The organism is Porphyrobacter sp. SLTP, assembly GCF_009905735.1.
Taxonomy (GTDB): Bacteria; Pseudomonadota; Alphaproteobacteria; order Sphingomonadales; family Sphingomonadaceae; genus Erythrobacter.
In genome coordinates this window covers 167,945-193,497 of sequence record NZ_JAAALE010000002.1, presented here as the reverse complement: position 1 = coordinate 193,497, position 25,553 = coordinate 167,945, and the positions used below count along the sequence as shown (strand labels likewise).

Here is a 25,553-nt window from a genome sequence, read left to right as displayed (position 1 = left end):
ATGCCCCGCAGCCGAAAAACCCCTGTAGGCACCTACTTCCAGGCGTGGATCGTGCCAGCGTCGTCCATCAGGTAGAGCATTCCGTCAGCCACCAGCGGCGGCAGGCTGACCGGTTGGCCGATATCGGCAAACAGGGAGGCCGAGCCTTCGCCCGCGCTGATCTTCCACATCTCGCCGCGCGAGCTTGCGACCCACAGGTGACCGCCTGCCAGCACCGGGCCGGTCCAGAAGATCGGGCCCTTCTTGTCCTCTTCGTCCTTGTAGCGCTGCAACTGCGTGATCCAGCGCACCCGACCCGAAGACCGGGCAATGGCGAGCAGACGCGCGTCATCGGTCAGGGTGAAAATCCACTCGCCCGCAATCGCCGGGGTGGAAATGCCTGCCAGATTGAGTTCCCAGATGCGCTGGCCGGTGACCAGTTCATAGGCCGCCATGCGACCGCCCTGCCCAAGCGCATAAACCCGGCCGGAATCGATGATCGGATCGGCGTCGATATCGGTGATCGAGCCGACCGTGGTCGAGATATTGGTGCGCGCCAAGGCGTCCGACCACAGGGTGCGGCCGTTTTCGTAGCGATAAGCCGACAGCTCCCCGCTCGAATAGCCAGCGACGATCGTCCCCTGCCCCGCGGCAGGCGCGGCCACGCCGAACACGCCCGACTGCGTGTTCGAACCCGATTCGTCCCACATCAGCGATCCATCGTTGATGTTGAGCGAGATGATCTGGTTGTCCTGCGTCATCACGAACAGCTGGCCGAAAGCAATCGTCGGCGAGCCGCGCATCGGGCCTGCGGGCTTGACCTTCCAGATCACTTCGCCGGTCTCGGCGTTGACGGCCTTCACATCGCCCACACCATTGGTGGCGTAGATCTTGCCCGCTTCGTAGCTGACCCCGCCGCCGAAGGCGGAAGGCGCCTGATCCTTGGTCATGTCATCTTCGCCGCGGGTCCACAGCTTGGCGCCGGTGGCCTTGTCGAAGGCCACAATCACGCCGTCCGTGCCCTCGGCGAACAGCTTGCCGCTGCCCACGACGGGGGCCGAGGCCAGGCGCATCCGGTTGGTCGAGCCTGCAACGCTGGCGGTCCACACCTTGGTGGGATTCTCCGACAGAGCGAGATGGCCGTAGGACTTGCTCGCCGCGCCGCCGGTCTGACCCCATTCGGGGTTGGTGCGCTGCGGCGGCAGGACGACAGAAATTCCGGCCAGCGCCGGATCGACCTCGGCCCCGCTTTCGATCCGCGAGAGGATCGGCATACGGTTGCCAATCGTCGGCGTGGTCTTTTCGTCCCCGCCGCCGAACAGCCCGCCCTTGCAGCCGGTCAGGCTTGCGGCGGCAAGGCCAGCCAGCAGGGCAGCGCGTGCAAATTTCATATCCGTCATTCCCGTCCGTCCTAAACTTCGAGCTTTATTCGGCCGCAGCCGTGTTCCCGGCGTTCGCCTCGGGAGCTTCGGGTGCGTCGTCCGTGACCCCTTCGTCCTTGAGCAGCTTCTTCACATCGACAATCGCATCCACGCCCATCAGGCCCGCCATCTGGCGCGCACGGCTGCGCAGTGTTTCGGGCAGGTCTTCATCCTTGGCGATCGCGGCGAACAACTTGCCCGCCTCGGCCCGGTTGCCCGCTTCGAGATGGGCCATCGCCACCAATTCGGCGGCCGAGCCGAAATAGGCGCTGCCCGGCTTGGCGAGCGGCGAGAGCTGGGCGATCACATCTGCCGGCTTCATCCGATCAAAGTTGAGGCTGACATCGCGCACGCGGGCCAGATCGCGCAGCGCCGGGGGCGCTTCGGCGTCGGCAGCGATTTCCTTGAACAGGCCGGTCGCCTTGTCGTTATTGCCTTCTTCCAGCGCCGCAGCCGCTTGCAGGAACCGCGCTGCGGCCCGTGCAGCGGGTGACGCATCATCAGCCAGCAGCGGAGCGACCTTTTCGGACGCGGTCTTGAAATCGCGCCTGTCCATATAATCGAGCGCGGAGATCAGCGTTTCGGACTGCTCCTCCAGCGCCTTTTCGGCGTAATGATCCCAGATCAGATAGCCGCCCAGACCGGCCAGCCCGAGCAGGATCACGCCCAGCACCTTGATCCCGTGATCGCGCATGAAGGTGAACAGCGCATCTTCGCGCACAGCCTCGTCGATCTCGCGGATCAGCACTTCGTCCTCGTGCGAGGGGGTGGCGGGGGCCGGGGTCGTGGTAGGCGTGCGCGCCATGGGGGCCTCGTAATCCTGATCTGTGTCATGCGCCGCGCGTGGCGGCCGGAAGCGCGCTCTTTAGGCAGGTGAGGCCCTGCACGCAATGGTAGGCCTTGGGGGTAGGCCTTGGGGTAGCAGCAGGGCGACGCGGGCAATGGCTCACGCGAATTGAACGGGGGATGAAGCGCCCCAGCTTCAAAATTCGCGGCTCATCGCACTGGCATAGACGGCGGTGTAGCGCGAGAGCATGGTGGCAAGGTCGAACTCGGCCCGTGCGCGGGCCTGATTGGCGGCACCCAGGCTTGCGCGCAGGGCTGCGTCGCCCGCCAGATGCTCCAGTGCGGCGGCGAGAGCGGGCGTGTCCTGCGGCCGGGTGATGAAGGCGCGGTTCGGCTCGGCGAGGATCGCGGCAATATCGCCGACATCGGGCGCGGCCACGGGCAGCCCCGCCGCCATGGCCTCGACCACCGAAAGCGGGGATTGCTCGGACGCGGAAGACAGCGCGAAGATATCGAACAGGCCCACAACCCGCGCTGGATCGACCGCGCCGGGGAGGTGCAGGCGGTCCGCCATGCCGTGACGCGCGGCAGCGGCAAGGATCGCGGCCCGCTCCGGCCCCTCCCCGCAGATCACCAGATGCCATTCGGACGGGAGCGCGGCGCAGGCCTCGACCAGCGCGGGGAGCTGTTTGACCGGGCGCAGACCCGCGAGCGTGCCGACCCAGTGCTGGCCTTCGGGTTTGGGCATGGGGAGCGCAGCGGGATCGGGCACGGCGGCGAAGGCAGTAGTATCGATCCCGTTGGCGATACGGTGGACCCGCCGTGCGGGCTGACCCCACACCTCCCGCGCAGTGGCCTCAAGCCCTGTCGAAGGCACGATCACGGCCGCCGCCCCGCCCAGCGCGACGCGGCGATAGAGATTGCGCGTGGGTTTGAGCCGCTCGGCCTCGTCCTCGTTGAAGCCGTCCTCGTGATGCACCAGCGGTGGCAATTTGAGGCTCCGGGCAAACACCCGGTGCGCCATCACCGCATCCATCGCGCCCCAGTTATAAGTGCAGATAAGGTCGAACCCCTGCATCGCCCGCGCCAGACGCGCCAGCCGCGCGGGGGTGGGCTTGCCTTTCAGCGAGGGGAAGCCCTGCGGATAATCCACCGGCACGCCCGCATCGATCAGCGCGGCGGCGGCCATCGCCTGCGGCTCGGCGGAGATGATGGTGTGGTGGAGACGCGGCCCCCACGCGTTCATCAGCCGGGCGCAGCGCACTTCCTTGCCGCCGGCGCTGAAGGTCGAATGGAGGTGCAGGATCCGGGGAACACCCCCGGAGGTCTGGCTCACTCCACCCCGTCCAGCAGATCGAGGATCGCGGCGCGCACCTCGGGCTCGTCCAGCGTCGGGGCATGGCCGACCCGCGGGACAGTGATCGTCCGCATCGCCGGATTGCGCACACCCATCTGCGTGACTGTGTCGGCGCTGAGCAGATCGGACAGTCCGCCGCGCACCAGCAGCATCGGCACATCGCGCAAGGCTTCAAAGGCGAGCCACAGGTTGGCCGGCGCCGCATTGCCCGGTTTGGCGAAGGGTTCGGCAATCGCCATGTCGTAGTCGAAGCTGATCCGTCCGTTCTGGGTCACCACCATCGTCCGCTTGGCCATTTCGAGCCACTGGTCGATGCCATAATCGGGGAAGGCCGCGCCGTGCGCCTCGGCAAGTCCGCGGGCCGCGTGAACCCAGGTGGGATAGCTGCGGCCCTGCCCGACATAGCCCGAAATGCGCGCCAGCCCTTCGGCATCCACCACCGGGCCGATGTCATTCATCACCACCGCCGCCATCCGGCCGGGCGCGCCATGCGCCATCAGCATCGTCATCAACCCGCCCATCGAGGTGCCGATCGCCACGAAACGGGTGATGCCCTGCTCGGCCAGCAGCTTTTCCACATCCGCGACATAGGTGACGGGCGAATAGGTGTCCGAATCCGGCGCGTAGTCGCTTTCCCCGCGCCCGCGCATCTCGGTCACGATCACCCGGCGAGTGGCCGACAGCACCTCGGCGAGCCCGGCAAAATCGCGGGCGTTGCGGGTGAGGCCGTGCATACACAGCACCGGGCACAGGGTGCTATCCGCGGGGCCGGGATAGTTGCGGTAATGCAGGTTCAACCCATCGCTGCTGGTCCAGAAGCGATCTTCGTATGTGGCGGCCATGACCGGCGATATTCCCTTTGGTCCAAGTGGCGCGCGCCTTGCGCTGCGCTACGCTTGTCCCCACTATCGCGGGATGAGCGAGCCTGTGCAACACCCGCCTGAAAATCACCCGTCTGCGGCCTATCGTGGCGAACCTGCGATTCTGGCTCTGGCGGACTGGCTGGGGGACGCGGTGGCGCCCGCCGACTTCCCGGAGACGCGGCTGCGCTGGCGCAATGACCGCGCGGCGGCGAGCGTCGGGCTGGCGGGCCTTTCGGACGCGGACTGGGCGGCGCATTTCGGGCGCTTCCAGCCCTTGCCGGACAACCTCCCCCACCCGCTGGCGCTGCGCTATCATGGGCACCAGTTCCGGGTATACAATCCCGAGATCGGCGACGGGCGCGGGTTCCTGTTTGCGCAACTGCGCGATGATCGGGGCCGGTTGATGGACCTCGGCACCAAGGGTTCGGGCACCACCCCGTGGAGCCGCGCAGGCGATGGGCGGCTGACGCTGAAAGGCGCGGTGCGCGAGATCTTGGCGACCGAGATGCTGGAGGCGCTCGGCGTCCATACCTCCAGGACCTTCAGCGTGATCGAAACGGGCGAGCGGCTGTGGCGGGGCGACGAGCCTTCGCCCACCCGCTCCGCCGTGCTGGTGCGCCTGTCGCATTCGCACATCCGCATCGGCACCTTCCAGCGGCTGCTGGCGCTGGAGCAGGCGGACGAGATGGCGGCGCTGATCGACTACTGCCTCACCCACTTCCCCTGCCCGCCCCCGCCCGAGGATGCGCCCGCGCGCGATGAACCCGCGATCCGGCTGATGCACGCGGTCGTAGAACGCATGGCCGATCTCGCCGCGAGCTACATGGTCGCAGGTTTCGTCCACGGCGTGCTCAACACCGATAACATGAACGTGACGGGCGAGAGCTTCGACTATGGCCCATGGCGCTGGCTGCCCGAATGGGAGCCGGACTTCACCGCCGCCTATTTCGACCACGCGGGCCTGTATTCCTTCGGTCGCCAGCCCGAGGCACTGCATTGGAACTGCGGCCAGCTGGCGGTCGCGCTGCGGCTCCATGCCGAGACTGCGCCGCTGGTCGCCGCGCTCGAACGCTTCGGGCCGCTCTATATGGCGGCGGTGGCGCGGCGGTGGTGCTGGCGGCTCGGCGTTGTGCCGCAGGGGCTTGAAGCTGACACGCAATTGGTCGCCGCCTGCGAAGCGGCGATGCGCGACAGCAAGGCGCAGCCCGATGCCTTCTTCTTCGAACATCGCGGCGGGCGCGGGCCGGCGACGGGGGCCGTGGCCGACGTGCTGGCGAGCTACCAGCCCGTCGAAGCAAGCCACCCATACTGGAGCGACCCCGCCCCGCAATCCATGCTGATCGACGAGGTCGAGGCGATCTGGGCGGCCATCGCCGAGAATGATGACTGGGCGCCGCTCACCGCCAAAGTCGCCGCGCTACGCCGCATGGGCGCTGCCCACGGCGCGGCGCCGATCCCTGCCGGTCATGGATAGCCAGCGCCGCCCCTATCTTTTCAGCCCCAGCCGCGATAGGGCGCAAGGTGACTGCGGGGGCAAACCAATCAGGCGGATTGCGGCACAATGGACGGCAAAGTGACCGACAATATCCTTATCTCCACCGAACCGGCCAGCGGTGAAGAATTATGGCGTGGGCCGATCAGCGATGTCGATGCGGCGGTCAGCACCGCGCGCCGCGCCTGGGCCGCCTGGGCTGGCCGCGCGCTGACCGACCGGATCACGGTGATGCGCACCTTCTCCAACATCGTGAAGCGCGACAACGAAGAGCTCGCCACCCTGATCGCGCGCGAAGCGGGCAAGCCGCTGTGGGAAGCCCGCAGCGAAGTCGACGCGGTGGTGAACAAGGTCGATATCGCGGTGCAGGCCTATGCCGAACGCACCGGGAAGAAGAAGTTCGATTCCGGGATCAATGGCAGCGCCGCCGTCCGGCACAAGCCGCATGGGGTGATGGCGGTGCTCGGCCCTTATAACTTCCCTGCGCACCTGCCCAATGGCCACATCGTCCCGGCGCTGATCGCGGGCAACGCCGTGCTGTTCAAGCCTTCGGAAAAGACCCCGGCTGTGGGCGAGGCGCTCGTCGCCGCCTTTCACCGTGCGGGCGTGCCCGAAGACGTGATCCAGCTCGTCATCGGCGGGCCGGAGGAAGGCAAGGCGCTGGTCGCCCATCCGGGGATCGACGGGGTGCTGTTCACCGGATCAGCCCAGGCCGGGATCGCGATCAACCGCAAGCTCGCCAGCAATCCGGGCAAGATCGTCGCGCTGGAAATGGGCGGCAACAATCCGATCGTGGTGATCGATACACCCAAGCTGGCCGATGCCGCGGCGGTGATCCTCCAGAGCGCTTTCACCAGCGCCGGGCAGCGCTGCACCGCCGCGCGCCGCTTGATCGTGAAAGAGAGCATCTACGACGATCTGATGGCTGAACTCGTGCCGATGGCGCGCAAGCTGATGGTGGGCGACCCGATGGGGGAACCCCAGCCCTTCATGGGGCCGGTGATCGATAACGAGACCGCCGATCGCCTGTCCGAAAGCTTCGTCGCGCTGATCACCGCCGGGGGCCGCGCGCTGCTGCATATGCGCCGCAGCGTCCCCGATCTGCCATTCCTCAGCCCCGGCATCATTGATGTCACCGACATTCCCGACCGGCCCGATATCGAGCTGTTCGGCCCCCTGCTGCAAGTGATCCGCGTCCCCGATTTCGACACGGCGATTGCCGAGGCGAACAACACCCGCTTTGGCCTGTCAGCCTCGCTGATCGGTGGCAGTCCGGAGGATTATGGGCGGTTCTGGGCCAATATCCGCGCCGGGATCATCAACTGGAATTCGCCCACCAACGGCGCGTCGTCCAAGGCCCCGTTTGGCGGGATCGGCCTGTCGGGCAATCACCGCCCCGCGGCCTATTACGCCGCCGATTACTGCGCCTATCCGGTCGCCAGCACCGAAATGGACCAGCCGCGCGCCACGATCATGGTTGGCCTGCGTCCCTGATCCTTCGGCCTGATTCTCACGGTGCCCGATAGATCAGCAGCACTCCAGTGAGGCCATTGGTGGCGGTGCGGATATAGACCAACAAAGCCTCCCCGCCCTCGCCGGTGGCGGCGATGATGTCGTCCGGCTCGGTATAGCGCAGAACTCTGAGTCCACCCCGCAGCGCCTCGGTGTAGTGATATTGCGCCACATCCTCGCGCGGGGCGACAGTGTGATAGCGGATGATCCGCAGCCCGCATGTGTCGCCATCGGCCCCGCCCGCCTGCATCACCATGGCGCTCGGCGGAATCGCCGCGACCCGCGGCAATTTGGCGGCGAGCGAGAAGTCTTCGATCAGCTGGCGCTCGCATACCGTCGGAGCGCCGACTGCGGCGAGCAGGTCGGCGGCGCTGGTTAGTGGACCCATCTCCTTACCGCTTGCACTGTGCGCGGGCGGTGGCAGTTCGGGGATCGATCCGCGTTCGAGCAGGTCAAGCCGCAGCGCCTCACGCGCCTTGCTCGCCGCTTCGGGACTGGCGGTGATGACGGGCAGCGCACCCGAATCGACAAAACCGATCGCGGCGTTTGCCTCGTTCCGGCTGGCGAGATCGGGATCGCTCATCAAGGGATCGTGCAGCGCGCGCGCGATGATCGGGTCGCTCGCGATCAGTGCCGCTTCATTGGCGACCTCATCGGCCGGGTCCGCGCAAGCGGCAGCCATCAGGCACATCAAGGGGACAAGCATCCGGCGCATCGGATCGCTGTGCCACGGGATGGTTAATTTGCGCCTTACCCGGACATGAAAACGCCCCCGAAGTCCAAGGACTTCGAAGGCGCTTTCCGCGAAGGCGAGGTTGCCCGCGCGCTGGCGACCATTAGGTGGGAACGGCCGCAAGAGGATGAAACGCTCGCCAGAGCCGGGATCGGCGCTGGCGGGTCTCCAAATTGTTGTTCATTTATAGAGCGCTCAATCTGAACGAATCGGCATCACGCCTGTCAGCCGTCATTCATTCGGCGCGCGCGGTCCGGGCCGCTTGCGCCGCGCCGCTGCGGCCCCTAACGCCGCCCGGCCATGACCAGCCCTGCCCCCTCACCCGCCCCTGTGGTCTCCGGCCTTGCGCCAGCGCTGGGAGCCTACCTCATCTGGGGCTTCCTGCCGCTCTACTTGATCCTGGTGAAGACCGTGCCGCCGTTCGAATTCGTCGGCTGGCGGATCGTGTGGACGCTACCGCTGTGCCTGCTGATCGTCGCCTACCGCCGCCAGTTTCCCGAGCTGCTCGCCGCCCTGAAATCCCCGCGCAGTCTGCTGGCCCTGCTCGCAAGCGCGGTGCTGATCGGGATCAACTGGTTCGTCTATATCTGGGCGATCATGGAGGGCGAGGTGTTTGCGACCAGCATCGGCTATTACCTCAATCCCTTGGTCAATGTGCTGCTGGGCACCTTGGTGCTAGGTGAGAAGCTGTCGCGCCGCCAATGGCTGGCGGTCGCCATCGCTGCCGTCGCCGTGGCGCTGCTGGCGGCAGGCGCGGTGACGAGCCTGTGGATCAGCCTGACACTCGGTTTCAGCTTTGCGCTCTATGGCCTTGTTCGCAAACAGGTTGCCGTGGGATCGCTGCCCGGCCTCACCATTGAAAGCGCGATCCTGTTGCTGCCCGCCGCCGGGATTGCGGCATGGTATGCGATGAGCCCGCAAGGCTCCTCCTTCGGGCAGGACTGGTGGATGAGCGGCCTCATCATGTTCTCGGGCGTGGTCACCGCGGTCCCGCTGCTGATGTTTGCGATTGCCGCGCGGCGGATGGATTATTCGACGCTGGGCTTCATCCAGTACCTCTCGCCCACGATCGTGTTTTTCCTCGGCCTGTTCGTGTTCCACCAGCCGCTGGCCCCCGCAAAACTGGCGAGCTTCGTGCTGATCTGGGTCGCGGTCGGGGTGTTCGTCTGGGATATGTGGGCCAAGCGGCGGGCGGCTTCAGCCTGATCCACCGCCGTTCGTGTCGAGCGAAGTCGAGACACCTGCACTCGGCCTCTCGACTACGCTCGAGGCGAACGGATGCCGGGATTTAACCGAGGAACTTCCACCCCAGCGTCTGGCCGCCGTGCCACGGTACGATCTCCTCGCCGGTCACATGCAGCACCGGCGGGACAGGGAATTCGGCGCGTTCCAGCGTCACGCTCTCCTCATTCACCGGCAGGTTGTAGAACGCCGGGCCGTGGAGCGAGGCGAAGCCTTCGAACTGATCAAGCGCGCCTTCTTCGTCGAATACGGTGATATAGCTTTCCAGCGCCGTGGGTGCGCCGAAGATGCCAGCGCAGCCGCAAGCGCTTTCCTTGGCGCTGCGCAGGTGCGGGGCGCTGTCGGTGCCAAGGAAGAACTTCCCCGACCCGCCCGTCGCCGCCGCGCGCAGCGCCAGTCGGTGCGTCTCCCGCTTGGCGACCGGCAGGCAGTAATTGTGCGGCTGGATGCCGCCGACAAGCATGGCGTTGCGATTGATGTGGAGGTGCTGCGGCGTGATGGTCGCGGCAACCTGCGGCCCGGCCTCCATCACGAAGTCCACCGCGTCGCTCGTGGTGATGTGTTCAAACACCACCCGCAGCTTCGGAAAGCTCGCAACAATGGCGCGCAGGTGCCGTTCGATAAATTCTTTTTCGCGATCGAACACGTCGACATTGTGATCCGTCACCTCGCCGTGGATGCACAGCACGATGTCCTCGGCCTCCATCCGCGCCAGCACGGGGTAAAGGTTCTCGATGTTTGAGACACCCGCAGCCGAGTTGGTGGTGGCGTTGGCGGGGTACATCTTGGCGGCGGTGAAGACACCCTCAGCCGCCCCGCGCGCCAGATCGTCGGCGTCGGTGTTGTCGGTGAGATAGCAGGTCATCAGCGGCTCGAACCGCACGCCTTCAGGCACGGCGGCGAGGATGCGGTCGCGATAGGCTGCGCCCAATTCCGTGGTCGTCACCGGCGGGGTCAGGTTGGGCATCACGATCGCGCGGGCAAACTGGCGCGCGGTGTAAGGCACCACCTCGCGCATGATCGCGCCATCGCGGAAATGCAGATGCCAATCATCAGGGCGGCGGATCGTGAGGCGGTCGGTCATGGCTTCCCCTTAGCTTTGCGGGTGCCTATCTGTCACGCATGACTGCAACCCATTTGACCGCCCGCGCGCTGATCCGCCTCTCGCCCTTGGACGAGGGCGAGGATGTCGCCGCTTTCCTCCAGGGCCTCGTTACCAATGACACGGCTGGGCCGCTACCGTGCTATGCCGCGCTGCTCTCGGCGCAGGGCAAGCACCTGTTCGATTTTCTGGTGTGGGCTGACCCGGCGGGCCTGCTGCTCGATTGCGAGGCCGCCCATGCCGACGAGTTGATCAAGCGCCTGTCGATGTACCGCCTGCGCCGCAAGATCGCGATCGCGCGCGAGGATGCGCTGGCGGTGCATTGGAGCGTGGACGCCCGAGACGGCGCGGTCCCCGATCCGCGCCTCGCAGACCTCGGCTACCGCTGGCTCGCCGCGCCCCAAGGCGAACCCGCCGATGCTGCATGGCTCGCCCACCGCCTGTCGCTCGGCGTGCCCGAGGGGCGCGGGGAACTCGCCGATATCCTGTGGCTGGAAACCAACGCGGTCGAACTGAACGGCGTCAGCTTCACCAAGGGCTGCTATGTCGGGCAGGAGAACACCGCCCGGATGAACTGGCGACAGAAGGTCAACCGGCGGCTGATGGTGGTGCCGCTGGCCGCATCGGATGAAGCGCGGCGCGTGACCGCCTATCCCGCGCTTGGGCTGGCGGTCGATCACCTGCGGGTAGAGAACCTCGACCTTGCGGCCCTGCCCGCTTGGCAGCGCGCAGGCGTGACGAGCGAAGCCTAAGCCTTCTGGTGCCCGGCGAGACTCGCTTCGAGCATCGCGGTCGCCCGCTCACGCGCGGCATCGCGCGGCAGATCGAGCGACTTGGCCAACGCCCCGCCGATCAGTGCATCACCCAGCGCCATCAGCACCAACGACAGCGTATCGCGGTGCAGGCGCCGCTCGGCCAGATGCTCCTCCGGCTCATCCGGGGCGAGCTCATCGAGCAGTTCGTGGATGGTCGAGATGATCGGATCGAGCGCATCATCATTGCCGGTCAGCAGCATCCAGCTCGTCAGCGCGCCCGCGCCTTCACGGTCGAAGGCATCGAAGGCAAGATCCACCACTTCCCGCGCTGAACCCATCCCGGCGCGACTGGCGTGAACGGCTTGCAGGATCGTCTCGCACACCGTGCGTGCGATGTGTTCCGCCAGCGCCTTTTGCAGGCCGGATGCGGAACCGAAATGGTGCAGCAGGTTTGCGTGCGTCCGCCCGATCCGCGCCGAGACCGCCTTCAGCGTCACCGCCTGCGGCCCGGTCTCGATCAGCAGCGCACGCGCGGCGGCGAGCGCAGAACTGCGGGATTCCTCGGGCGTTAACCGTTTGCGACTGACCATAGGTGCGCCGCACTAATCGGTTTTGCGGTTGCGAACAAGGTGCCGGGAGGTGGGCGCAGGTTCAGGCCGCGCGGGCAAACGGGGCCGGGTCCATGTCGGCCTCCAGATCGAGCGCGTATTCGACCGATTCGACCGCGCCGCCGCGCGCCAGGCTATGCCGCCCGCCCGTCCGGCCCGTGGGCACGAAGCCGAGCTTGCGCAGCACCTTGCCCGAGGCGGGATTGTCGACGAAGTGACCCGCCGTCACGCGCCGGTGGCCCAGCGTGCGGGCAATCCGCAGCACCGCGCCCGCCGCTTCGGTGGCATAGCCGCGGCCCCAGTGGTCGCGCGCGATCCAGTAGCCGATTTCGGGCTGGCCCTCATGCTCGCCCATCCCGGCCGACCCGATCACGCCAACGCCGGGCAGAGTGACGAGGAAATGCGGCAGGCGCATATCCTGCGGCAGCTCCGCAAAGGCCCGCGCATCGTCCATGCCATAGGGCCACGGCGCGCGTGCGAGATTGCGCACGACCGCCTCGTCATTGATGCCCGCCAGAATGGCTTCGCAATCCTCGGGGAATGCGGGTCTCAGGAACAGTCTTTGGCTGCGATGGAACACGAGAACTCCCTTCCTCGCCCGGCGCACCCCTAGAGGCCACGCATGACAATTTCATGGCCGCGAAACTTTGTGATTCGCGCGGCTGGTGAGGGAGAAAGCAAAAAGGGAGACGGACCCCCTCTGGTGAGGACGGTCCTGTCTCCCTCTTATGGCAGGTCTTGCACCTGCCGGGACCATCCTTGCCGGACGATCCCTTTATCGAATCGCCCGCTTATTCGGCGGCTTCAGCCATCGCATCTACGCTGACGTATTTGCGGCCGAGCTTGCCCGAGTGGAATCGGACCACGCCTTCGGCGAGCGAATAGAGCGTGTGATCCTTGCCCATGCCGACATTGACGCCGGGATAGACGCGGGTGCCGCGCTGACGGATGATAATGTTGCCGCCGATCACTTCCTGACCGCCGAACTTCTTCACGCCGAGGCGACGACCGGCCGAATCACGACCGTTACGCGACGAACCGCCTGCTTTCTTATGTGCCATGGTTCAGTCGCTCCTTATTCGGCCGATGCCGCGGCTTCAGCCGGCGCTTCGGTCTTGGTCTTCTTGGCAGCCGCCTTCTTGGCGGGCTTGGCTTCAGCAGCACCAACGGCGGTGATGCGCAGCAGCGTCATCTGCTGGCGGTGGCCGTTCTTGCGGCGATAGTTGTGACGGCGACGCTTCTTGAAAACGATCACCTTCTCGCTCTTGGCCTGAGCGATGATTTCCGCCGAAACGGTCACCTTGCTCGCGTCGGCGAGATCGTCGCCTTCGCCGGCGAGCAGGATGTCGCCCAGCGTGATGGTGTCACCGGCTTCGCCAGCGAGCTTTTCAACGGCAATCTTGTCTCCGGCGGCAACGCGGTACTGTTTGCCGCCAGTGCGCACTACAGCGAACATGGCTTTATACTCTCGTGTCTGAGCCAATCGGGAACAGCCAGGAAACGCCAAGCCAACCGAACGGCAATGCGAGGCGTGCGCGGATGCAGCCCCGGAAAGATGCGTGCCGTTAGGGGAAAGGCTGAGCCAAGTCAACGCCCGCTTGATGGGAAAGCCGCCTGAAAAGGATCACGCGCTCAGGTGTGAGGTCTATTTGCCATCCCCAGGTGTCATGCTAACAGGACATGGGATTTTTATGCAGGCAAATTCGAAAAATACGCTGGGTGTGGTGCTGCTTGTCGCGGTGCTGACGGGGTGCGCCGCGGATGCGGGACGCTATCCTTCACTGGCGATGCGCCCGTTCGAGAGCGGCCCTGCGCCCGAAACCCCTGCCCCGCCCCAGGTGATTCGCCCGGCCACGCCCGCGGCCCGCCTTGCTGAATTGCGCGGTGCTGCCACGGCCTCGCACGCGGCCTTTCTGGCGCGCGAGGATGACGCCGGACGACTCGTGCGCAGCGCCGCCGGTCAGCCGTTCGAAAGCGCATCGCGCGCCGCCGCTTTGGTCGCGCTGGCCGATCTGGACTCGAAGCGCGGGGCGACCGCCGGCACGCTGGCCGCGCTCGACACGCTCGCCGCCGAAGCCGCCGCCGCGCTCAGCCCCGATCCGGCGCTCAGCCAGACGCAAACCGAAGTCGCCGCTCTGCTCGCCCGTGAGGACGAGGGGATCGCGCGGCTGTGGAAGGCTATGGGATCATGAACCTCGCGTGCAGCACCTGTCCGGTCAACGAAACCGCTGCCTGCGCGGTACTGACCCCGGAAGAGCGCAATGCCATGGCCGCGGCTGGGCGTACCCGCACGCTGAAGCGCGGCGAGATGCTGTTTGCCGCGGGCGATGAGGATGCCGCCTGTGCCACGTTGCAATCGGGCGCCTTGAAGGTTTCGGCTATCGATCAGGACGGTAACGAGCAGATCCTCGCCCTCGTTCACCCGGCGGGCTTCATCGGAGAGCTGTTTGCGCCCTTTGCGCATCACGATGTGGTGGCGCTGACCGAAAGCCGCCTGTGTACCTTCGCCAAGCGCGATATCGAGCGCGCGATCGAGGATTATCCTGCGCTGGCCCGCGCGCTGCTGCGCCGCAGTCAGGCCGATCTGCTGGCGACCCGCAATCTGCTCGAGCTGACCGGCCACGCCAGTGCCGAGGCGCGGCTGGCGGCCCTGCTCCACGATTTTGCCGGGGCAGCGAGTGAAAGTTCCTGCCATCTGGCGAAGTTTTTCGAACTGCCGCTGACCCGCGGCGAGATCGCCAACATGCTGGGCCTCACCATCGAGACGGTCAGCCGCAAGCTGGGCGAGTTGGAAGACATGGGCGCGATCCGGCGCGAAGGTAAGCGCGGCATCACGCTGCTGGATGCGACGATGTTGCAGGACATCTCGGGAAGGTAAGGGTTCGGGGCGGCGACAAGGGAGTGGGTCCGCCGCCCCGAGGGGAGTTTGTCAGGTCACAATCGCGGCGATCAAAGCCACAGCGAGGCCCCAGACCACCAGCAGCACCGGCAGGATCAGCACCTGAATGGTCGCGTCCTTCGGTGCCAGCCGTCCGGTGTTGGTCATGATCCCGCGCGTCTCGAATTCGCCGAGCGTCTGGGGTTCGGAGGCATTGTCACGCAGCCGCGTCCAGACCGCCGGGACCGCGAAGGCCGCCACGATCAGCAGCACAATGATCGCCATCGGGATCGCCAACACCGGGTTGGCGAAGGCCGATCCGACGATCACCAGAAAACCGAGATAGCAGCCAACGGTCGCGCCATAGAGCGCGGTCGGCAGGCCGAAGTTGCGGTCGCTCTCCACCTGATGGCGGACGGGCGCTTCGGCGGGCGCGGCAACAACGCGGGCATCGCCGCGGGCGATCAGGTCGTGGACGATGTGGCTCATGGTGATCCTCCTTGATGTTGGAGGCATGATTAGCGCGCGGCGCGGGACCCTGCTTTGACCCGGATCAAATCAGCGTTCTTGCAGCGCGCCAGATGCTACCGCATCACGCGCTGGACTTGCTCAGGCGCCGCACGGGCTTGACCAAAGCTCAAGGAGCTTTGGTTACCAGCGGGCAAGATCGCTGTGGTCCTGTTCGCGCGGCTCGATCCAGTGCCACTCGCCGCCGCGCTTCTCGCGCTTCCAGAACCATGCGGCGCTCTTGAGATGGTCCATGCAGAAATCGACCGCATCAATCGCATCGCGGCGGTGAAGCGCAGCGGCGGAGACGCAGACGATCGGCTCACCGGGGCGCATCTGGCCGACGCGGTGGACCATCAGCAGGCCCATCAGCGTGAAGCGTTCAAACGCGCGGTCGGCTAGGGCGTGCATCCCCGGCAGAGTCAGCGGCTCGTAATGGGTGAGCTCCAGCGCCTCGACGCCTTCATCGTACCGCACCTCGCCCACAAAGGTGCACACCCCGCCAAGTCCCGGATTGGCCTGCGTGAAGGGGCCGATCAGCATTCCGGGCAGGAACATCTGGTCGAGCAGGCGGATGTCGCGCATCAGCCCCCCGATACCGGTGGGAGCAGCGCAATCTCGTCACCCGCGCCGGCTTGCAATTTCGTTTTGTTGGGCAGCAATGCGCCGTTGATCGCCACGCGGATGCGCGGATCCTCCAGTGCTTCGGCCAGCGCGGGCGGCAGTGCGGCCTTGAGCCCCTCCCAATCGAGCGGCTTGGACAGGGGGAGCGGCAAGGCGATGGTCCCTGCCTGTGCCAGATCGGCCAGCTTGCCCAGCATGACGACGGTGGCCAACTCAGCCCCCCGTCATCGACATATGCCGCGCAGTAGCCGGATCGGCCCCGCGCGCGTCCATGCGGAAGTGGTGCTTTTCGGGCTTGATCCGCAGCGCCTCGTTCAGGGCAGCGGCGAGGTTCTCCTCCGGCGCGTCAGACCGCAGCGCGGCGCGCAGATCGACTCGCTCACCCCCGCCAAGGCAAGGGTAAAGCTGACCAGTGGCCGTCACCCGCAGCCGGTTGCAGCCTGAGCAGAAATTGTTGGTGTGCGGGGTGATGAGGCCCAGCCTGCCCCCGGTTTCGGCCACCTCGACATAGCGGGCCGGGCCGCCGGTCGAGAATGCCATGTCCTTCAGTGTCCAGCGCTGCGCCAGCGCGGCGCGGACATCATCGAGCGGGAGATATTGGTCGAGCCGTTCCTCCTCGACATCGCCCAGCGGCATGACCTCGATCAGTGTCACGTCGTGGCCCTGGGCATGGCCCCAAGCGATCAGATCGGGCAATTCGCTCTCGTTGACGCCCTTCAGCGCCACAGCGTTCAACTTGACCTTGAGCCCCGCCGCCTTGGCCGCCGCGATGCCTTCGAGCACCTGCGGCAGCGCATCGCGCCGGGTCAGTTCGGCAAACTTCGCGCGGTCGAGCGTGTCGAGCGAGACATTGACCCGCCGCACGCCTGCCTTGGCCAACGCCTCGGCGTGCTCGGCCAGTTGGGTGCCATTGGTGGTCAGCGTCAATTCGGCCAGATCATGCCCCAGCCTGCGCCCCAGCGCGGTGAACAGATCGATGATGTCGCGCCGCACCAGCGGCTCGCCCCCGGTGATGCGGATCTTCGTGACGCCGCGGGCGATGAAGCCGGTGGCGAGGTCGTACAGTTCCTCAAGGCTGAGAACGTCCTTCTTGGGCAGGAAGGTCATGCGTTCAGGCATGCAATAGGAACAGCGCAGATCGCAGCGGTCTGTCACGGACAGGCGCAGATAGGTGATCCGGCGCTGGAAGCTGTCGATCAGCGGCGGCGCGCTGTCCGCCGCGTCGCGCAGAACGATCAGATCAGGCTTGCGAGGAGGGTTGCGCGGCACATTGTCATTCATGGCACACGAGATACTGCCCTGTCACCCCGGGCGCATCTGACAAAAAGCGTAACGTCGCCGCGCGCGCCTCGCCTTGAGGGCCGGCAACAACATTCACGCGCTTGGGCGCAGCTTCGCGGGCCAGATCGCGGGCGAGCGCCAGACGCCAGTCGCGGTGATCGTGAGCGGCGGGTGGCAGAATGATCGCGAGCGCGGTGGTTTGCGCCTCCGCCAAGGCCGCACGCGCGGCTTCGAGGTGGAAGGCCATGAACGCGCCCGCGGCATCCAGCGCGTTGTCCGGCAGCAATCCGACTTCGATCTGCCGCATCATGCCCTTACGCCCCGTGGGCCGCAGGCCGTTCACGGTGGAGCGTGATGCCGATCTGCTCGTCTGCCTCGGCAATGGCGAGCTTGACGATCTTGACCGTCACCGCCTCAACCCGCGCGTCCTGCACGAACAGCGTGGTGCAGATGTGATCCGCCACCGCCTCGATCAGCTTGAAATGTACCCCCTGCGGCAACCCGCCCGAGGCGGCGAACTTCAGGTCCATGTAATTCTTGGACGCATCGAGAGGGGTATCGGGTTCGTAGCGATCCGCAATCTGGTACCGCGCCGCGATCGAGATGCGCAGCGGCTGGGGTTTGCCGGTCTCCTCGGAATAGATGCCGGTCAGGACATCGACGACGAGATCATTGACTTCAAGGGTAAGGGTATCGCGCATCGCGAGGCCGTTGGCAGGATGGGGCGGTGAAGTCCAGTGCAGTCCTGACCGGCGCGCGGCCTAGCGGCTCCAGCGCGCGAAGATCGCGGTGGGGAGCAGGCGACCGCCCTCCCCCTCCTCCCGCACGGCGAGGTCGCCATGCTCGATCCGGCCCGGCAGATGCGATAGCGCCTCCTCCAGCAGGCCCGCAATCGCAAGGCTGCTCATCCGCACGGCATAGACCGTGAGGAACAGGAACCGGCTGTCATTGTCGAGCAGCCGCGCGCAATCGGTGACGAGCCCGGCAAGGTGTTCTTCCAGCCGCCACACTTCGCCATCCGGCCCGCGCCCGAACTTGGGGGGATCGAGGATGATGCCGTCGTAGCGTTTCTGCCGCCGCACCTCGCGCGCGGTGAACTTGGCGGCGTCATCGGTGAGCCAACGGATCGGACGTTCCGCCATGTCAGACAGCACAGCGTTCTCACGCGCCTGGGCCACGGATTTTTTCGAGGCGTCCACGTGGGTCACCCGCCCATGGCCGGACAGCGCCAGCGTGCCGAGGCCGGTATAGCCAAACAGGTTGAGCGTTTCCGCCTCGGTCATGTCGCCCAGCTGTGCGCGCATCCAGTCCCACACCGGGGCCATGTCGGGGAAGAATTGCAGGTGGCGGAAGGGGGTCGGGCGCGCAGTGAAGCGGACGTCGTTCCACGCCAGCGGCCAGCCATCATCGGGCAGCCGCTCCCGGAATTGCCAGCGGCCGCCGCCATCCTCGTCCGAGCCGGGGATGAACTCGCCCGCCGCAGGCCAGTCGGGCAGACGCGGGTGCCACATCGCCTGAGGTTCGGGGCGGATGAAGGCGCGCTGGCCGAAGGCCTCCCACTTGCGTCCCAACCCGCTGTCGAGCAGGCGATAGGCGTCCCAGCCGGTGCATTCCATCACCAGCGGTTGCTGAATGAGGTCAGCCATTATCCGGCGCTGGTCGAGGCCGCATGGCTCAGCACATGATCGCGGGTGGTGGCGTAATCACCGGCCAGCTCAATGAAGCTTTCTTCCCGCCCGAACAGATCGCCGACCCGCGCGGGTAGCGAGGGGCGCACGCCGATGGCGCGTTCGACCGCGTCGGGGAACTTGGCGGGGTGCGCGGTGGCGAGGGTGACGATCGGAACGCCCGCAGCCACTGTCGCCGCCACGGCCTGCGCGCAGTGCAGGCCGACGCCGGTGTGCGGGTCGATCACCTGTCCGGCCGAACGATAGGCCCATTGCAGTGCGCGGGCAGTTTCAACCTGATCAGCCCGCGCGCTGGTGAACAGCGCCGACGCGCCCTCAGCCTGCGCGTTGGTGAGGGTCATCGCCTTGGTCGCTTCAAAGGCGCGCATCTGGGCCGCCATCGCAGTGCCATCGCGCCCGCCTGCGTCAAACAGCAGGCGCTCGAAGTTGGAGGACACCTGAATGTCCATCGACGGCGTGATCGTGGCCGTCACCCCGCCCGCCGAGTAATCGCCGGAAGACAGCGCGCGGTGGAGGATGTCGTTGATGTTGGTGGCAACGATCAGCTTCTCGATCGGGAGGCCCATCTTCGCCGCGACATAGCCCGCGAACACGTCGCCGAAATTGCCGGTCGGCACCGAATAAGCCACGGTCCGGTCGGGCGCGCCGAGTTGCAGCGCGGATGCGAAATAATAGACCACCTGCGCCATCAGCCGCGCCCAGTTGATCGAATTGACCGCGCCAAGGTTGAGCGTGGCGGTCACATCGCCATCATTGAACATCCGCTTCACATGCGCCTGCGCATCATCGAAGCTGCCATCAATCGCGAGGTTGTGGACGTTGGGGCTCAGCACCGTGGTCATCTGGCGGCGCTGCACATCGCTGACCCGTCCGCTGGGATGGAGCATGAAGATTTCCACCCGCTCCAGCCCGGCAACCGCCTGGATCGCCGCAGAGCCCGTGTCCCCGCTGGTCGCGCCGACGATGGTGAGGCGCTCGCCCCGGCGCTCCAGGAAGGTCTCGAACAGGCGGCCAAGCAGTTGCAGCGCCACGTCCTTGAAGGCGAGCGTGGGGCCGTGGAACAGTTCGAGCAGCCAATGCTGCTGATCGAGCTGCACCAGCGGCGTGACGGCGGCGTGGCCGAAATCGCCATAGACCGTGTGGCACAGGGCGAGCAGCTCATCCTCGGTCAGGCTGGGCGTGACGAAGGGCGCCATGATCCGGGCGGCCAGATCGGGATAGGCGAGGCCGCGCATGTCGCGGATTTCGCTTTGGCTGAACCGGGGCCATTCGGCAGGCACATAAAGGCCGCCATCGCTGGCGAGGCCCGCGAGCGTCACCCCTTCGAAATCGAGCGCCGGTGCGCTACCGCGTGTCGAGACGTATTGCATGGGGCAGCCGCCTAGCGCTGACGCCGCCGCAATGCCAGCACGTAGATCACCAGCGCGGTCAGAGCGAAGAAGAACCACTGTCCGGCATAGGCCAAGTGGTTGTTGGGCAGATCGCCCGGATCGGGCTTGGCGAGCGGCTCAAGCCCGGCCTGCGGCGTTTCGGCGACGAGCCGGATGGTGTCACCATAGCTTGCGATGCGTCCGGTCACTGGCCCGCCGCTCCATTGCGGGGATTCGGGCGAGCGTGACCAGCCCATCGTGACGTCCGCCTCACCCCCGCCCGCATGGCTGCACCGCGCAACATGCACCCAGCCCGAGCGGCCGGTGGCGGACTTGCCGGAAATCGGATCGGTGCCGCGCACGGCAAGGCAATCGATGGTCGTGCGGCGAAACAGGTCGCGCTCGTAATCGGCAGGAGCGGGCCACGGCACCACGGTGTCGTCCTGCAACGCCGCCTGATACTGCGCGATCAGCGCCTCTTTCTCGGTCTTGCGGCCAAGCTGCCAGATGCCGAGCCCGATCATCGTCAGGACAGCCGCGATCACGACGATGGTCGAAAGTATCGGAACACGGCGGGTCATGGCTGCTGGCTCTCTTCGTATTGGTGGTAGACCCACATGGTCTTGTAGAACCTCAGGCCGAAGATCACCGTGCCGACCGTCACCGGCGCCCAGAACACCAGCGACGCCCAGATCGGCGGCCGCAACCATTCGTCCACGCCCATCGCGGCGAGGATCAGCACCAGCGCCAACAGCATCGTCACCACGCCGACGAACCGGCCGCCGCGTTCAAGGCTGACGATGTCGAGCCCGCAATTCGCGCAAGTCTCAGCCAGCCCGGCGGGCGCTTCGAACAGGGTCTCGGCGCCGCACCGGGGGCACAAACCGGAAAGGGCAGCCGAGACCAATCCCGGCTGCCCCTTCTTTTCCGTCGGACCGGGGTCCGCGTTCATCAGTGGTATTCAGCGCCCCAGCCGCCCCACACATAGATGGCGACGAACAGGAACAGCCACACCACGTCGACGAAGTGCCAGTACCACGCGGCTGCTTCGAAGCCGAAGTGCTGGCGCGGGGTGAAGTGGCCGAGATAGGCGCGGTAGAGGCACACCGCGAGGAAGATCGTCCCGATGAGCACGTGGAAACCGTGGAACCCGGTCGCCATGTAGAAGGCGCTCGAATAGGTGTTCCCACCGAAGCCGAACGGCGCCGCGCTGTATTCGTAGGCCTGGATCGAGCTGAACAGCACGCCGAGCGCGATGGTCGCCCACAGGCCCTGCTTCAGACCCACGCGGTCGCCATGGATCAGCGAGTGGTGCGCCCAGGTCACAGTGGTGCCCGAACACAGCAGGATCAGCGTGTTGAGCAGCGGTAGCGCGAAGGGATCGAGCACTTCCATACCTTCAGGGATGAATGCCGCAATCGCGCCCGTTTCGCCGAACAGGCTGGTGGTCGCACCGGTCGTGTGGTCATAGGTCAGCGGGGTCGGGAACAGCGCGAAGTCGAAGAAGCTCCAGAACCAGCCGACGAAGAACATCACTTCGGAGGCGATGAACAGGATCATGCCGTAGCGCATGTGCAGCTGCACCACGGGGGTGTGGTCGCCGCGCTGGGCTTCGATGACGATGTTCTTGAACCACATGAAGAAGGTCGCGATCAGGCCGGCAAGCCCTGCCCACATCACGATGCTGGCGGACGAGCCGAACAGATCGGGGTGGAAGCTCAGCACCATGCCGCTGGTGAAGGTGAGCGCCGAGAACGAGCCGATCAGCGGCCAGATATCGGGTTCAAGAATGTGGTAATCGTGGTTTGCCTTGCCAGCCATTGGTCGTTCCCGTCCCTGGGTTGTGCTTGAAGGTTCAGTTGGTGCCGGAGGACGTCGGGTTTACCGGGTCCTTGGCGCGGTGAAAAGTGTAGCTGAGCGTGATCTGTTCGACGCCCTGCATGTTCGGATCATCCAGCATCGCCGGATCGACATAGTAGAGCACCGGCATGATCACTTCCTGTCCGGGCTGCAAAGTTTGCTCGGTAAAGCAGAAGCACTGGATCTTGTTGAAATACTTGCCCGCCTGTTCCGGCGTCACGTTGAAAGTCGCCATGCCGGTCACCGGGGTGGTGCCGAGGTTGCGGGCGACATAGGTGGCAATGTCGCGCTCACCGATGGTGATGGTGTCCGTCGGCGCGCTCGGGTGGAAGGTCCACGGCATGTCAGCGGGCACCGATGCATCGAAGCGGATCGAAATCTTCTGCCCGGTGGCGAGCGTAGCTGCGCGCGCGGCGTCGCTTTCGGTCGCTTGCATGGTCGTCCCGCCGAAGCCCGTAACCTGACAGAACAGCCGGTAGAGCGGCACTGAGGCATAGCCCAGCCCCAGCATCGCCAGCGCGCCCGCGAACGCCATCAGCCCGACGCGCAGATTGCGGCGAGCGGCATCGTCAGCAACGGGCGGCAGGGTGGCCATCAGCTCTGGCCTCCGATGCGCACGATGGTGATGGCGTAGAACAGCACCACGAAGAAGATCAGCGTGCCCGCCACAACCCAGTTGCGCGCCTTGCGGCGGCGCAGGAATTCGCGCTCTTCCTCCGGCGTCATGCGATCCACCCCTGATAGGCGGCGACGCGGTCCGCCACCAACGCGGCGAACAGCACGAAGAGATAGACGATCGAATATTTGAACAGGGTCTTTTCCGGCGTCATGGCGTCAACCTCGGCGCGCATTCGGGTGAAGACCGGCATCGCCAACACCAAGAAGATCACCGAAAGCACCACCGCGACCGAGCCGTAGATCCAGCTCGTCCCGCCAATCGCCCAAGGCGCAATCGCGATCGGGGCCAGCAGCAGGGTGTAGATCATGATCTGGCGACGGGTCGGTTTTTCGCCCGCGACCACCGGTAGCATCGGAATGCCGACCTTGGCGTAATCCGACTGCACGAACAGCGCGAGCGCCCAGAAGTGCGGCGGGGTCCAGAAGAAGATGATCGCGAACAGCAGGATCGGCATGGCGGTTATCTCGCCCGTCACCGCAACCCAGCCGATCAGCGGCGGAAACGCGCCCGCGCCGCCACCGATGACGATGTTCTGCGGGGTGCGCGGCTTCAGCCACATGGTATAGATCACGGCGTAGTAGATGATTGCGCCAAACAGCAGCGATGCGGCCAGCCAGCCGATCGCCACGCCCATCAGGCCGACCGAGACCGCCGACAGGAAAATCCCGAAATCGCGCGCATCCTCGCGCCGCATCCGCCCGCCGGGGAGCGGACGGTTCATCGTGCGCTTCATCCCAGCGTCAAGGTCGGCTTCCCACCACATGTTGAGCACGGCTGAGCCGCCCGCGCCCATCGCAATTGCAAGAATCGCGGTAAAGCCAAGCACTGGATGGATCGAGCCCGGCGCAGCCAGCACGCCGCAGATCGCGGTGAAGATCACCAGCGTCATCACCCGCGGCTTGGTCAGCGCAAAGAAATCGCGCCATTCCGTCGGCAGCGTTGCGGTGGTCTGAGGTGCGGTCGTAGCCATACTCTTGGGTTCCATCGGCAAGGAGCGCGGCCCTTGAAAAGCCGCGCCCCCTGCTTGTGCTCGCGTCCGGTCAGTGCGGCGCAGCTGTCACCAGCCCCGCCGCCTGGCCGCGATCAGGCCGTCACCGGACGGTGATCGTGGTAGTCATGCGCGTCGGTGATCACCGGCAGCGTCTCGAACTGGTGATAGGGCGGCGGGCTCGGCAGGGTCCATTCGAGCGTCGTCGCACCTTCGCCCCACGGGTTGGCAGCCGCCTTCTTGCCCGCCAGCAGCGCGTAGGCGATGTTGACGAAGAAGAACACCATCGAACCGGCCATGATGTAGTACCCGTAGGTGCTGACCTGGTGCCAGAAGGTGAAGGCTTCCGCGTAATCCGGATAGCGGCGCGGCATCCCCTGCATCCCGAGGAAGTGTTGCGGGAAGAAGATCACGTTCACGCCGATGAAGAAGGTCCAGAAGTGCAGGTGCGAGAGGAGCTCGCTGTGCATCCGGCCGCTCATCTTCGGGAACCAGTAATAGAAGCCGGCGAACATCGAGAACACGGCGCCCATCGACAGCACGTAGTGGAAGTGCGCGACCACGTAGTAGGTGTCGTGCAGGTTATCGTCGATCCCGCCATTGGCCAGAACCACGCCGGTCACGCCGCCTACGGTGAACAGGAAGATGAAGCCCATCGACCAGACCATCGGCGACTTGAAGCTGAGGCTGCCGCCCCACATCGTCGCGATCCAGCTGAAGATCTTCACGCCGGTCGGCACCGCGATCACCATCGTCGCCGCGGTGAAGTACATCTTCGTGTTCACGTCGAGGCCCACGGTGTACATGTGGTGCGCCCAGACGATGAAGCCGACGACACCGATCGCGACCATCGCGTAGGCCATGCCGAGGTAGCCGAACACCGGCTTCTTGGAGAAGGTTGCGATGATCTGCGAGATCATGCCGAAGCCCGGCAGGATCATGATGTAGACTTCCGGGTGGCCGAAGAACCAGAACAGGTGCTGGTAAAGCACCGGATCGCCGCCGCCAGCCGGGTTGAAGAAGGTCGTGCCGAAGTTACGGTCGGTCAGCAGCATGGTGATGGCAGCTGCCAGAACCGGCAGCGCCAGCAGCAGCAGGAAGGCGGTGACCAGCACCGACCACACGAACAGCGGCATCTTGTGCAGGGTCATCCCCGGCGCGCGCATGTTGAAGATGGTGGTGATGAAGTTAGTCGCACCCAGGATCGAGCCTGCGCCCGCAAGGTGGAGCGAGAAGATCGCGAAGTCGACCGCCGGGCCAACCGAACCGCTGGTCGACAGCGGGGCATAGACCGTCCAGCCGGTGCCCGCACCGGGGCCGGTGCCGCCGGGAACGAACAGCGAGAACAGCAGGCTGAAGAAGCCCGCCACCGTCAGCCAGAACGACACGTTGTTCATGCGCGGGAAGGCCATGTCCGGCGCGCCGATCATCAGCGGCACGAACCAATTTCCGAAGCCGCCGATCATCGCGGGCATGACCATGAAGAACACCATGATCAGGCCGTGTGCAGTGATGAACACGTTCCACATGTGGAGCGCGGTGTTCAGATCATTGCCGCCACCCATGAACTGCGCCCACCATTGCAGGTACTGGATACCCGGCTCGGCGAGTTCGACGCGCATGATGCCCGAAATCGCGCCACCCACGATCCCCGCGATGATCGCGAAGATCAGGTACATCGTGCCGATGTCCTTGTGGTTGGTCGACATGAACCACCGGGCAAAGAAGCCCGGCTTGTGGTCCGCGTGGTCGTGGGCGTCATGCCCGTGCCCATGCCCTTGGTCGTGGTGGGCGTCGAAGCCTTCTGCGGTGGTTGCCATGGTCAGCT

At 65.8% G+C, this 25,553-nt stretch carries 31 protein-coding genes; 6 read left to right on the top strand and 25 right to left on the bottom strand.

What is annotated here, in order from left to right; translation table 11 throughout:
* Window positions 1–32 precede the first annotated feature (32 nt).
* The 4 genes from GVM20_RS02275 to GVM20_RS02260 form a co-directional block, all read right to left on the bottom strand.
* The gene (locus GVM20_RS02275) at window positions 33–1,370 is read right to left on the bottom strand and encodes a PQQ-like beta-propeller repeat protein (protein WP_166545682.1); all 1,338 of its coding nucleotides are present in this window, start codon (window positions 1,368–1,370) and stop codon (window positions 33–35) included.
* A gap of 34 nt (window positions 1,371–1,404) precedes the next feature.
* Window positions 1,405–2,205 (bottom strand): tetratricopeptide repeat protein, encoded by an 801-nt coding sequence (locus GVM20_RS02270; protein WP_166545681.1) that lies wholly within the window; start codon window positions 2,203–2,205, stop codon window positions 1,405–1,407.
* A gap of 177 nt (window positions 2,206–2,382) precedes the next feature.
* Window positions 2,383–3,522 carry a glycosyltransferase gene (locus GVM20_RS02265; RefSeq protein ID WP_166545680.1) on the bottom strand — a complete coding sequence of 380 codons (1,140 nt, stop codon included), beginning with the start codon at window positions 3,520–3,522 and terminating at the stop codon, window positions 2,383–2,385.
* Complete coding sequence (locus GVM20_RS02260) at window positions 3,519–4,385, bottom strand: alpha/beta fold hydrolase (protein WP_166545679.1); 867 nt, start codon at window positions 4,383–4,385, stop codon at window positions 3,519–3,521. The genes GVM20_RS02265 and GVM20_RS02260 overlap by 4 nt, the downstream gene beginning before the upstream one ends.
* Before the next feature lie 73 nt (window positions 4,386–4,458).
* On the opposite strand from GVM20_RS02260, the gene GVM20_RS02255 reads away from it, so the two are divergent.
* Complete coding sequence (locus tag GVM20_RS02255; RefSeq protein WP_166545678.1) at window positions 4,459–5,880, top strand: protein adenylyltransferase SelO family protein; 1,422 nt, start codon at window positions 4,459–4,461, stop codon at window positions 5,878–5,880.
* Window positions 5,881–5,979: 99 nt separating this feature from the next.
* Window positions 5,980–7,392, top strand: a complete 1,413-nt coding sequence (astD, locus tag GVM20_RS02250) for a succinylglutamate-semialdehyde dehydrogenase (RefSeq protein ID WP_353653090.1) — start codon at window positions 5,980–5,982, stop codon at window positions 7,390–7,392.
* Window positions 7,393–7,408: 16 nt separating this feature from the next.
* On the opposite strand, the gene GVM20_RS02245 is transcribed toward astD, so the two are convergent.
* Window positions 7,409–8,092 (bottom strand): hypothetical protein, encoded by a 684-nt coding sequence (locus GVM20_RS02245; protein WP_166545676.1) that lies wholly within the window; start codon window positions 8,090–8,092, stop codon window positions 7,409–7,411.
* A 351-nt stretch (window positions 8,093–8,443) separates the two neighbouring features.
* Between GVM20_RS02245 and rarD the strand changes: the two genes are divergently transcribed.
* Window positions 8,444–9,349: an EamA family transporter RarD gene (rarD, locus tag GVM20_RS02240; protein ID WP_166545675.1), complete on the top strand. Its 906-nt coding sequence runs from the start codon at window positions 8,444–8,446 to the stop codon at window positions 9,347–9,349.
* 82 nt (window positions 9,350–9,431) lie between these two features.
* Here the strand turns inward: rarD and pyrC are convergent, their stop codons facing one another.
* Entirely contained in the window at window positions 9,432–10,469 is a 1,038-nt protein-coding gene (gene pyrC, locus GVM20_RS02235) for a dihydroorotase (RefSeq protein WP_166545674.1), read from the bottom strand.
* A gap of 38 nt (window positions 10,470–10,507) precedes the next feature.
* Here pyrC and ygfZ point away from each other — a divergent pair, with 38 nt between their 5' ends.
* Window positions 10,508–11,239 (top strand): CAF17-like 4Fe-4S cluster assembly/insertion protein YgfZ, encoded by a 732-nt coding sequence (gene ygfZ / locus GVM20_RS02230; RefSeq protein ID WP_166545673.1) that lies wholly within the window; start codon window positions 10,508–10,510, stop codon window positions 11,237–11,239.
* Here the strand turns inward: ygfZ and GVM20_RS02225 are convergent.
* The 4 genes from GVM20_RS02225 to rplU all read right to left on the bottom strand — a co-directional run bounded on the left by GVM20_RS02225 (window position 11,236) and on the right by rplU (window position 13,306).
* Window positions 11,236–11,832 (bottom strand): TetR family transcriptional regulator, encoded by a 597-nt coding sequence (locus GVM20_RS02225; RefSeq protein ID WP_166545672.1) that lies wholly within the window; start codon window positions 11,830–11,832, stop codon window positions 11,236–11,238. The genes ygfZ and GVM20_RS02225 overlap by 4 nt on opposite strands.
* Before the next feature lie 61 nt (window positions 11,833–11,893).
* A complete protein-coding gene (locus GVM20_RS02220; protein ID WP_166545671.1) occupies window positions 11,894–12,430 on the bottom strand; it encodes a GNAT family N-acetyltransferase in 537 nt (178 codons plus the stop codon).
* A gap of 211 nt (window positions 12,431–12,641) precedes the next feature.
* Window positions 12,642–12,911 (bottom strand): 50S ribosomal protein L27, encoded by a 270-nt coding sequence (gene rpmA, locus GVM20_RS02215; protein ID WP_068351314.1) that lies wholly within the window; start codon window positions 12,909–12,911, stop codon window positions 12,642–12,644.
* A gap of 14 nt (window positions 12,912–12,925) precedes the next feature.
* Window positions 12,926–13,306: a 50S ribosomal protein L21 gene (rplU, locus tag GVM20_RS02210; protein WP_166545670.1), complete on the bottom strand. Its 381-nt coding sequence runs from the start codon at window positions 13,304–13,306 to the stop codon at window positions 12,926–12,928.
* Window positions 13,307–13,541: 235 nt separating this feature from the next.
* Between rplU and GVM20_RS02205 the strand changes: the two genes are divergently transcribed.
* Both GVM20_RS02205 and GVM20_RS02200 read left to right on the top strand, forming a co-directional pair.
* On the top strand, window positions 13,542–14,042 hold the full coding sequence (locus GVM20_RS02205) for a hypothetical protein (RefSeq protein WP_166545669.1): 501 nt from the start codon (window positions 13,542–13,544) through the stop codon (window positions 14,040–14,042).
* Complete coding sequence (locus tag GVM20_RS02200; RefSeq protein ID WP_166545668.1) at window positions 14,039–14,728, top strand: Crp/Fnr family transcriptional regulator; 690 nt, start codon at window positions 14,039–14,041, stop codon at window positions 14,726–14,728. The genes GVM20_RS02205 and GVM20_RS02200 overlap by 4 nt, the downstream gene beginning before the upstream one ends.
* A 51-nt stretch (window positions 14,729–14,779) precedes the next feature.
* Here GVM20_RS02200 and GVM20_RS02195 read toward each other — a convergent pair whose 3' ends face one another.
* The 15 genes from GVM20_RS02195 to ctaD all read right to left on the bottom strand — a co-directional run bounded on the left by GVM20_RS02195 (window position 14,780) and on the right by ctaD (window position 25,545).
* Entirely contained in the window at window positions 14,780–15,217 is a 438-nt protein-coding gene (locus GVM20_RS02195) for a hypothetical protein (protein WP_166545667.1), read from the bottom strand.
* Between the two features lie 162 nt (window positions 15,218–15,379).
* Complete coding sequence (locus GVM20_RS02190; RefSeq protein WP_166545666.1) at window positions 15,380–15,820, bottom strand: molybdenum cofactor biosynthesis protein MoaE; 441 nt, start codon at window positions 15,818–15,820, stop codon at window positions 15,380–15,382.
* Entirely contained in the window at window positions 15,820–16,071 is a 252-nt protein-coding gene (locus GVM20_RS02185; RefSeq protein ID WP_234031802.1) for a MoaD/ThiS family protein, read from the bottom strand. Before GVM20_RS02185 ends, GVM20_RS02190 begins: the two co-directional genes overlap by 1 nt.
* A gap of 1 nt (window position 16,072) precedes the next feature.
* Window positions 16,073–17,140, bottom strand: coding sequence for a GTP 3',8-cyclase MoaA (gene moaA, locus GVM20_RS02180; RefSeq protein WP_166545665.1), 1,068 nt, complete (start codon window positions 17,138–17,140; stop codon window positions 16,073–16,075).
* Window positions 17,133–17,450, bottom strand: coding sequence for a Rossmann fold domain-containing protein (locus GVM20_RS02175; RefSeq protein ID WP_166545664.1), 318 nt, complete (start codon window positions 17,448–17,450; stop codon window positions 17,133–17,135). Before GVM20_RS02175 ends, moaA begins: the two co-directional genes overlap by 8 nt.
* A gap of 4 nt (window positions 17,451–17,454) precedes the next feature.
* A complete protein-coding gene (locus GVM20_RS02170; protein WP_166545663.1) occupies window positions 17,455–17,841 on the bottom strand; it encodes a dihydroneopterin aldolase in 387 nt (128 codons plus the stop codon).
* 60 nt (window positions 17,842–17,901) lie between these two features.
* A complete protein-coding gene (locus tag GVM20_RS02165; RefSeq protein WP_166545662.1) occupies window positions 17,902–18,786 on the bottom strand; it encodes an RsmD family RNA methyltransferase in 885 nt (294 codons plus the stop codon).
* Window positions 18,786–20,198: a threonine synthase gene (gene thrC, locus GVM20_RS02160; RefSeq protein WP_166545661.1), complete on the bottom strand. Its 1,413-nt coding sequence runs from the start codon at window positions 20,196–20,198 to the stop codon at window positions 18,786–18,788. Before thrC ends, GVM20_RS02165 begins: the two co-directional genes overlap by 1 nt.
* A gap of 11 nt (window positions 20,199–20,209) precedes the next feature.
* Window positions 20,210–20,779, bottom strand: a complete 570-nt coding sequence (locus GVM20_RS02155) for an SURF1 family protein (RefSeq protein WP_166545660.1) — start codon at window positions 20,777–20,779, stop codon at window positions 20,210–20,212.
* Window positions 20,776–21,150, bottom strand: coding sequence for a DUF983 domain-containing protein (locus GVM20_RS02150; protein WP_234031801.1), 375 nt, complete (start codon window positions 21,148–21,150; stop codon window positions 20,776–20,778). Before GVM20_RS02150 ends, GVM20_RS02155 begins: the two co-directional genes overlap by 4 nt.
* Complete coding sequence (locus GVM20_RS02145) at window positions 21,150–22,019, bottom strand: cytochrome c oxidase subunit 3 (protein ID WP_166545659.1); 870 nt, start codon at window positions 22,017–22,019, stop codon at window positions 21,150–21,152. Before GVM20_RS02145 ends, GVM20_RS02150 begins: the two co-directional genes overlap by 1 nt.
* A gap of 34 nt (window positions 22,020–22,053) precedes the next feature.
* Window positions 22,054–22,653, bottom strand: coding sequence for a cytochrome c oxidase assembly protein (locus GVM20_RS02140; protein ID WP_166545658.1), 600 nt, complete (start codon window positions 22,651–22,653; stop codon window positions 22,054–22,056).
* Window positions 22,653–22,784, bottom strand: a complete 132-nt coding sequence (locus tag GVM20_RS16420) for a cytochrome c oxidase system small membrane protein (protein ID WP_286165987.1) — start codon at window positions 22,782–22,784, stop codon at window positions 22,653–22,655. Before GVM20_RS16420 ends, GVM20_RS02140 begins: the two co-directional genes overlap by 1 nt.
* The gene (locus GVM20_RS02135) at window positions 22,781–23,707 is read right to left on the bottom strand and encodes a heme o synthase (protein WP_166545657.1); all 927 of its coding nucleotides are present in this window, start codon (window positions 23,705–23,707) and stop codon (window positions 22,781–22,783) included. The genes GVM20_RS16420 and GVM20_RS02135 overlap by 4 nt, the downstream gene beginning before the upstream one ends.
* Window positions 23,708–23,820: 113 nt before the next feature.
* On the bottom strand, window positions 23,821–25,545 hold the full coding sequence (gene ctaD / locus GVM20_RS02130; RefSeq protein ID WP_166545656.1) for a cytochrome c oxidase subunit I: 1,725 nt from the start codon (window positions 25,543–25,545) through the stop codon (window positions 23,821–23,823).
* Between the last annotated feature and the right edge of the window lie 8 nt (window positions 25,546–25,553).

What these genes read in the sequence shown, in the direction of transcription:
- rarD (WP_166545675.1), top strand. Translation starts at nt 8,444, where the DNA reads ATGACCAGCCCTGCCCCCTCACCCGCCCCTGTGGTCTCCGGCCTTGCG.
- GVM20_RS02270 (WP_166545681.1), bottom strand. Translation starts at nt 2,205, where the DNA reads ATGGCGCGCACGCCTACCACGACCCCGGCCCCCGCCACCCCCTCGCAC.
- ygfZ (WP_166545673.1), top strand. Translation starts at nt 10,508, where the DNA reads ATGACTGCAACCCATTTGACCGCCCGCGCGCTGATCCGCCTCTCGCCC.
- GVM20_RS02260 (WP_166545679.1), bottom strand. Translation starts at nt 4,385, where the DNA reads ATGGCCGCCACATACGAAGATCGCTTCTGGACCAGCAGCGATGGGTTG.
- rpmA (WP_068351314.1), bottom strand. Translation starts at nt 12,911, where the DNA reads ATGGCACATAAGAAAGCAGGCGGTTCGTCGCGTAACGGTCGTGATTCG.
- GVM20_RS02175 (WP_166545664.1), bottom strand. Translation starts at nt 17,450, where the DNA reads ATGATGCGGCAGATCGAAGTCGGATTGCTGCCGGACAACGCGCTGGAT.
- GVM20_RS02150 (WP_234031801.1), bottom strand. Translation starts at nt 21,150, where the DNA reads ATGAACGCGGACCCCGGTCCGACGGAAAAGAAGGGGCAGCCGGGATTG.
- GVM20_RS02275 (WP_166545682.1), bottom strand. Translation starts at nt 1,370, where the DNA reads ATGAAATTTGCACGCGCTGCCCTGCTGGCTGGCCTTGCCGCCGCAAGC.
- GVM20_RS16420 (WP_286165987.1), bottom strand. Translation starts at nt 22,784, where the DNA reads ATGACGCCGGAGGAAGAGCGCGAATTCCTGCGCCGCCGCAAGGCGCGC.
- thrC (WP_166545661.1), bottom strand. Translation starts at nt 20,198, where the DNA reads ATGCAATACGTCTCGACACGCGGTAGCGCACCGGCGCTCGATTTCGAA.
- rplU (WP_166545670.1), bottom strand. Translation starts at nt 13,306, where the DNA reads ATGTTCGCTGTAGTGCGCACTGGCGGCAAACAGTACCGCGTTGCCGCC.
- GVM20_RS02140 (WP_166545658.1), bottom strand. Translation starts at nt 22,653, where the DNA reads ATGGCCACCCTGCCGCCCGTTGCTGACGATGCCGCTCGCCGCAATCTG.
- GVM20_RS02165 (WP_166545662.1), bottom strand. Translation starts at nt 18,786, where the DNA reads ATGGCTGACCTCATTCAGCAACCGCTGGTGATGGAATGCACCGGCTGG.
- GVM20_RS02205 (WP_166545669.1), top strand. Translation starts at nt 13,542, where the DNA reads ATGCAGGCAAATTCGAAAAATACGCTGGGTGTGGTGCTGCTTGTCGCG.
- GVM20_RS02170 (WP_166545663.1), bottom strand. Translation starts at nt 17,841, where the DNA reads ATGCGCGATACCCTTACCCTTGAAGTCAATGATCTCGTCGTCGATGTC.
- ctaD (WP_166545656.1), bottom strand. Translation starts at nt 25,545, where the DNA reads ATGGCAACCACCGCAGAAGGCTTCGACGCCCACCACGACCAAGGGCAT.
- GVM20_RS02245 (WP_166545676.1), bottom strand. Translation starts at nt 8,092, where the DNA reads ATGGCTGCCGCTTGCGCGGACCCGGCCGATGAGGTCGCCAATGAAGCG.
- GVM20_RS02135 (WP_166545657.1), bottom strand. Translation starts at nt 23,707, where the DNA reads ATGGCTACGACCGCACCTCAGACCACCGCAACGCTGCCGACGGAATGG.
- GVM20_RS02255 (WP_166545678.1), top strand. Translation starts at nt 4,459, where the DNA reads ATGAGCGAGCCTGTGCAACACCCGCCTGAAAATCACCCGTCTGCGGCC.
- GVM20_RS02190 (WP_166545666.1), bottom strand. Translation starts at nt 15,820, where the DNA reads ATGCGCGACATCCGCCTGCTCGACCAGATGTTCCTGCCCGGAATGCTG.
- GVM20_RS02155 (WP_166545660.1), bottom strand. Translation starts at nt 20,779, where the DNA reads ATGACCCGCCGTGTTCCGATACTTTCGACCATCGTCGTGATCGCGGCT.
- moaA (WP_166545665.1), bottom strand. Translation starts at nt 17,140, where the DNA reads ATGAATGACAATGTGCCGCGCAACCCTCCTCGCAAGCCTGATCTGATC.
- pyrC (WP_166545674.1), bottom strand. Translation starts at nt 10,469, where the DNA reads ATGACCGACCGCCTCACGATCCGCCGCCCTGATGATTGGCATCTGCAT.
- GVM20_RS02200 (WP_166545668.1), top strand. Translation starts at nt 14,039, where the DNA reads ATGAACCTCGCGTGCAGCACCTGTCCGGTCAACGAAACCGCTGCCTGC.
- GVM20_RS02225 (WP_166545672.1), bottom strand. Translation starts at nt 11,832, where the DNA reads ATGGTCAGTCGCAAACGGTTAACGCCCGAGGAATCCCGCAGTTCTGCG.
- GVM20_RS02195 (WP_166545667.1), bottom strand. Translation starts at nt 15,217, where the DNA reads ATGAGCCACATCGTCCACGACCTGATCGCCCGCGGCGATGCCCGCGTT.
- GVM20_RS02145 (WP_166545659.1), bottom strand. Translation starts at nt 22,019, where the DNA reads ATGGCTGGCAAGGCAAACCACGATTACCACATTCTTGAACCCGATATC.